Raw genomic sequence first — 5,472 nt, 5'->3', positions numbered from 1 at the left:
GCGGCCCTGCGGTCCGGCGCGGCCGAGGCCGACCTCAGCGCCGCCGCCGCCCGCGCCCGCGCGCGGGCCCATGTCGTCTCATGCCGGGACCCCCAGCTGGCGACGGTGCGGGGGCGGGTGGACGACGCCTTTTCGGGCTGGCTGCGGACGCCGCGCATGACCTTCCCCGGCGAGCACGGGGCCTGGACCGCCAACCGGATGCGCTCGGAGGGCGCCGGCTGGCGGCTGCAACAGACGTCGGTGGTGGGGGCCTCTCCGGTCGCCTTCGGCTACGCGGGCGAGGGCGACGCCTCGGATATGGTCGCGGTGGTCAGTTTCGTCGGACGTTCGCGTCCGAACGCCGCGCGGATCGTGATGCGCGATCCCGCCAGGGTCGCCCGGGCCTGGCTGGCCGGGGACGGCCTGGTCCCGGCGTCCTCGCGCGCCAGCCTGTGGGCCGCCGGCGTCGCGCCGGCTGATCGGGAACTGCTGGCCGAAGGCCGGCGCGCCGGGGAGGCGTGGCGCTTTCCGGCCGCGACCGCCGCCGCGCTGGAACGGCTGGACCCGCGCGAGACCTTCGCCATTGAATTCCACTTCCGCGACGGCAGCGTGGCCACGGCGAAGTTCGAGGCCGGAGACTTCGCCGCCGGCCGGGCCTTCCTGGCGATGGGAATGCTGTAGGGCCTCAGGCCCCGTTCTTCATCGGCATGGGAATGATCTCGGCGCCGCCCTCTGGCGCGGGGGCGCGGGCCACGAGGGCCACGGGCAGACGCACCGTCACCGCCGTGCCCTCGCCCAGGGTGCTGTCGATGCTCATCCGGCCGCCGTGCAGTTCGGCGAAGGCGCGGACCAGGGACAGGCCCAGGCCGGTGCCCTGACGGCGCTGCTCGATCTCGCCGGCCTGTTCGAAGGGCCGGCCCAGACGACGCACGTCCTCGGGCGCGATGCCGACGCCGGTGTCGGCCACCACGACTTCGAGGTAGGGGCCGATGGCCTCGACCGTCACCGTGATGGTCCCGCCGGGCGGCGTGAATTTCACGGCGTTGGACAGCAGGTTCAGGGTCATCTGTTTCAGCGCGCGCCGGTCGGCGGAGACCTCGACCGGATCGCCGGGCAGGACGCTGGACAGGCTGACGCCCTTGTCGTCGGCGTTGACCCGGACCAGCGCCATGGCCGCGGACACGGTCTCGCGGGCGTCGAACCGCTCAAGCGTCAGCGTGTATCGTTCGGCCTCGACCTTGGCGACGTCCAGCAGGTCGTTGATCAGGTCCAGCAGGTGGCCGCCGGCCTGGTGGATATTCTCGGCGTATTCGCCATAGCGGTCGGGCAGGGGGCCGAAGATGCGCTGGCGCATGATGTCCGAGAAGCCGAGCACGGCGTTCAGGGGGGTGCGCAGCTCGTGGCTCATATTGGCCAGGAAGCGGGTCTTGCCGGCCTCGCGCGCCTCGGCCTCGTTGCGGGCGACCTCGAGGCCCAGTTCGCGGGCGTACTGGGCGGTGGCGTCAAAGATCTGGGCCACCAGCCGCGGGCCGGAAGCGTCGTCGAGCCGGCGGACGATCATCTGCGCCCGGCGGTCCAGCGCCAGACGCGGAGCGAACACGGCCATGCCCTCCAGCCCGCCCATGGCCCGTTCCATGGCGCCCAGCAGGCGGGGCCGGTCCGGCGCGTGCACCGCCGCGACGAGGCCGCTCCCGAACAGCGGATCGACGGGCAGATAGACCGGCGGGGCCCCGTAGGCGGCGACGACCCGCCCCGACGGCTCGAGGACCAGCATCAGCCCGGGCTGCGCCGCCAGCAGGGTTTCGATCCGCGCGGCCTCCGCCTCGGCCGTCTCCAGCCGGGCTTCGCGCTGTCGCCACGACAGGCGCACCGCCAGCGCCGCGGCGCCCGCCGTCAGCAAGGCCGAAATGGCCGCGAGGGCGGGCAGATGGGGAACGGGCAGGCCCATCCACACCGGGAGCAGTCCGGCGAGGGCGGCCAGGCCGACGGCCAGGGCTCCCGCCTGGACCGGCCGTGTTCCGCCCAGGGCGATGCCCGCCGCCAACGGCAGGAAAACGAAGCCGGTCAGCGGCCCGGTCAGGCCACCCGACAGCGCGGCCGACACAAAGGCCGCCAGCCCCCAGACGCCCAGCAGCATCATCCGCTCGCCCGGGCCGTCGCGCCGCAACAGGCCCAGGCCCGTCAGGCCCGGGACCACCATGGCGAGGACGCCGTAGAAGACGGGTCCGTCGACCCCGCCGATCCACCGTCCGCCCAGCGCGAGCAGGGCCGCGGCCACGGCCCAGCCGGCATGCCACGCGGCCAGCGCGGGGCGATCGCCGCGGTCAGGGTCGGCGGCAGGCCTGGGGTCGGGGCGGAGGGACTGGATCAAGGGCGCGATGGAAGGAGCCGGGCGATTCCGGCGGCCGCGCGAGCCTAGCGCCGCGGATGAGTCGTCCAAAGCCCGCACCCGTTCCAGGCGACTGGCCGCGGCGCGGTCCAGCGGCTTTTCAGGGGACAGGTCGCGAGGTTGTCGTTGACGCCGGCGGGGCCTATCTGGCCCGCATGACCGCTGATCCCACCATTGATGACGCCCTAGCCGAACTGGTGGAGGAGTTCGACCTTCTGGGGGACTGGGAGGGCCGGATCGAATACGTCATCGAGCTGGGCAAGGGCTTGACGTCCCTGCCGGACGCGGATCGCGTCGAGGCCAACAAGGTGCCGGGCTGCGCCGCCCAGGTCTGGCTGGCCGCGCGGCGTGAAGGCGATCGCCTGACGTTCCTCGCCGACAGCGACAGCGCCTTGTCGAAGGGCAATATCGCGCTGCTGCTGCGGCTCTATTCAGGCCGTCGGCCGGCCGAAATCCTGGCCTTCGACGCCCGCGCGGCTCTCGACCGTCTTGGCCTGCCCTCCGCGCTGACGCGCCAGCGCGCCAACGGCCTGAACGCCATGGTGGGGCGGATACGCGACGCCGCGGCGTCGGCGGCTCAGTAGTAGTAGCCCGTTATCGTCATCGTCGGGAGGGCGTCCGCGGGAGCCGCGACCTCGACGGAAAGGCGATGCTCCTCTGGCCGCTGGGTACGGCGATCCCAGCGCAGGAGATTGTCCGGCGAGGTGGACCAGCGCGCCGGATCGCGGAAAGCGCGGCGGCCCAGATCGGCCAGATCCCGCACGCTGGCGTGCCGCGAGGAGATGGTGCAGCTGGCGGCGTAGACTGAGCTGTTCCCCTCTTCGAGGCTCCCCTCCTCGAGGCGAATTCGCCAGTTTCCGTCGCTGGAGATCAGATCGATCTCCGACGCCCAGTCATCCAGCGGGGCGTTGTCTCCCGTTGGCCGCCGGAACTGCATGTCCCGCGCCGCCCGGATCGTTTTCTCGAAACTCCGGGCCCGGGCGGCGTATGGCAGGCAAACGTCGGTGAGCATGCCCGCCACCAGCCGTTCCTGCGCGACGGCCGGGGTGCTCAACAGACACAGGCTCGCCAATCCGGCGCAAACAACAGACTTCAACGCAATCCCCGGTTCGGCCGCCGTTTGAAACGGATCGCCGCGTAAGTGAGACGCCGCGTCGTGAAGCGCGGCGGAGGGCTCATCCCTTAGGACCGAAGCCTTCGCGGCGACAGTTACGAGCTTGTAACGTTGGGCGACCCCGGCTCCGTCGATCAACCGATGCGATAGTGGTCCGCCAGGGCCGCCAGGCCGGCCTTCAGCACGGCCTTGCCGCGCCGGCGGGCCAGGCCGAGGTCCTGTTCGGCCGCCTGAAGGGCGGAAGACCGGAGGCATACGGCCTCGATCATCCCGCGCGCCGGCCCGCAGGCCGCGAGCGCCATTTCGACCCGACGGGCCGCTGCCATGGCCGCCGCGCCGGGGCCGGATCGCCCGCCCGCGTCCCCGCCGGCGCCCGAACGCGGCAGGGCGTCCCATCGCATGGTGACCGAGGGGCCGCGCACAGCCGTCTCGGCGTCGCGGGCGAGGCGGTCGGCGGCCGCGATCTCGGCGGGGGACAGCCAGCCGCGGCCGTCCTCAGCCTTGTGGCGGGCCAGCCAGGCGATCGCGGAAAGACCCAGGTTGGCCCGTCGCAAGGTGACGGCGCCGTTGCTTTCCATCACCGCGCGGACACCCTCGATCATCCCCGGTCGACCGGATTCAGGCGTGGTCGCTGACGAGGACCCGGCGGCCACGCGCGCCACCCAGCCTCCGCCCGGCCGTGTCTTCAGCCCCGGATCCCCGGCCAGCTGTCGAAAGACCGCCTCATCGACCGTCAGAAGGATGCGGACCCGACGATCCCGGCCCACCCTCAGGACGTAGCCGCCCGGCGCGGCCTCTATCCAGCCGCCCCGCCGCGCCAGCAGGCGCCGGGCCTGGCCGACGGTCCCGGCGAGCGCCGTCCGGTCCGGGGGGCTCATGCCGGCACCTCGCACAGGGGGGCGTCCACCACCTCGTGCGCGCACCGCTCCAGCCGTTCCAGCATGGCGTCCAGGGCGGGACGGCCCCGCTCTTCCTCGACCCATCGGCAGGCCGCCGCCGCGGTCGCCCGGTTGAGGCCGAACGCGTGGCCGACCCGTTCCAGCGGCCAGCCGAAGGTGATGTAGGCCAGGTACATCGCCAGCCAGCGCGCCCGACACTCGGCCCCGCCCAGCCGAACCTGCGCGCGCATCCGCTCGGCCGTCACCCCGGTCGCGGCCGCCACCAGCTGGATCGCCAGTCCGGCGCGAATGCGATCTCCCTCCGTCACCGGCACGCGATACGTCTCGTTCATCCAGAATCTCCCGTCACTCGCCCACGCCCGTTCGAGGGGTGTGTCTGTGATAGGAATTTAATCCTGCCATACGTCGAATCCGGACGTAGGCGGGACGGTCGCGGCCGGCCGCGGAGAAAAACGCCGCCGCATTGACTCAGGACTCTCGACGGCGATTCGCAAATCAGCCTACGATTCGCCTCAACGGGGTGATGTTAACCTTTCTTAAGTTTTTACTCGGTTAACTCCCGAACAAGGTTACCCGGCGCTGGACGACGGGAGCCAATGTCAAGCTTCGCCTGGAGGGGCATCAATGCGCGTTCTGCTTATCGAAGACGATCATGCGACCGCGCAGAGCATCGAACTGATGCTGAAGTCGGAAGGCTTCAACGTCTATACGACCGATCTCGGCGAAGAGGGCATCGATCTCGGCAAGATCTATGATTACGATCTGATCCTGCTGGACCTCAACCTGCCCGACATGAACGGTCTCGAGGTTCTGCGCCAGCTGCGCGTCGGCAAGGTCAACACGCCGGTGATGATCCTCTCGGGCTCGTCGGAGATCGAGACCAAGGTCAAGACCTTCGGCGGCGGCGCCGACGACTATATGACCAAGCCCTTCCACAAGGACGAACTGATCGCGCGCACCCACGCCGTGGTCCGCCGTTCGAAGGGTCACGCCCAGGCCATCATCCACACCGGCGAGATCGCCGTGAACCTGGACGGCAAGACGGTCGAGGTGCACGGCCACCGCGTCCACCTGACGGGCAAGGAATACCA

General features: G+C 71.1%; 7 protein-coding genes. 3 read left to right on the top strand and 4 right to left on the bottom strand.

The window, feature by feature from the left end; all coding sequences use genetic code 11:
- Nucleotides 1–660: hypothetical protein (locus WC555_RS15040; RefSeq protein WP_373254869.1), on the top strand; the 660-nt coding region annotated here is incomplete at its 5' end.
- A 4-nt stretch (nucleotides 661–664) separates the two neighbouring features.
- Here WC555_RS15040 and WC555_RS15035 read toward each other — a convergent pair.
- Nucleotides 665–2,350 (bottom strand): sensor histidine kinase, encoded by a 1,686-nt coding sequence (locus tag WC555_RS15035; protein WP_373254868.1) that lies wholly within the window; start codon nucleotides 2,348–2,350, stop codon nucleotides 665–667.
- Nucleotides 2,351–2,523: 173 nt separating this feature from the next.
- Between WC555_RS15035 and WC555_RS15030 the strand changes: the two genes are divergently transcribed.
- Nucleotides 2,524–2,952 carry a SufE family protein gene (locus tag WC555_RS15030; RefSeq protein WP_373254865.1) on the top strand — a complete coding sequence of 143 codons (429 nt, stop codon included), beginning with the start codon at nucleotides 2,524–2,526 and terminating at the stop codon, nucleotides 2,950–2,952.
- Here the strand turns inward: WC555_RS15030 and WC555_RS15025 are convergent.
- The 3 genes from WC555_RS15025 to WC555_RS15015 form a co-directional block, all read right to left on the bottom strand.
- The gene (locus WC555_RS15025; protein WP_373254862.1) at nucleotides 2,946–3,422 is read right to left on the bottom strand and encodes a hypothetical protein; all 477 of its coding nucleotides are present in this window, start codon (nucleotides 3,420–3,422) and stop codon (nucleotides 2,946–2,948) included. The genes WC555_RS15030 and WC555_RS15025 overlap by 7 nt on opposite strands.
- Before the next feature lie 194 nt (nucleotides 3,423–3,616).
- Nucleotides 3,617–4,360, bottom strand: coding sequence for a DUF6456 domain-containing protein (locus WC555_RS15020; protein ID WP_373254860.1), 744 nt, complete (start codon nucleotides 4,358–4,360; stop codon nucleotides 3,617–3,619).
- On the bottom strand, nucleotides 4,357–4,713 hold the full coding sequence (locus WC555_RS15015; RefSeq protein WP_373254857.1) for a chromosomal replication initiator DnaA: 357 nt from the start codon (nucleotides 4,711–4,713) through the stop codon (nucleotides 4,357–4,359). Before WC555_RS15015 ends, WC555_RS15020 begins: the two co-directional genes overlap by 4 nt.
- 292 nt (nucleotides 4,714–5,005) lie before the next feature.
- Between WC555_RS15015 and WC555_RS15010 the strand changes: the two genes are divergently transcribed.
- Nucleotides 5,006–5,472 (top strand): response regulator (locus WC555_RS15010; protein WP_373254855.1); only part of this gene is annotated, 467 nt, incomplete at its 3' end.

The sequence above is a fragment of the Brevundimonas sp. genome, from assembly GCF_041648615.1.
Taxonomy (GTDB): Bacteria; Pseudomonadota; Alphaproteobacteria; order Caulobacterales; family Caulobacteraceae; genus Brevundimonas.
The sequence above is the reverse complement of the archived record's forward strand: the minus strand, read 5'-3'. Positions and strand labels throughout refer to the sequence as shown.

Coding starts and splice junctions, on each gene's coding strand:
- WC555_RS15030 (WP_373254865.1), top strand. CDS start 2,524: ATGACCGCTGATCCCACCATTGATGACGCCCTAGCCGAACTGGTGGAG.
- WC555_RS15015 (WP_373254857.1), bottom strand. CDS start 4,713: ATGAACGAGACGTATCGCGTGCCGGTGACGGAGGGAGATCGCATTCGC.
- WC555_RS15020 (WP_373254860.1), bottom strand. CDS start 4,360: ATGAGCCCCCCGGACCGGACGGCGCTCGCCGGGACCGTCGGCCAGGCC.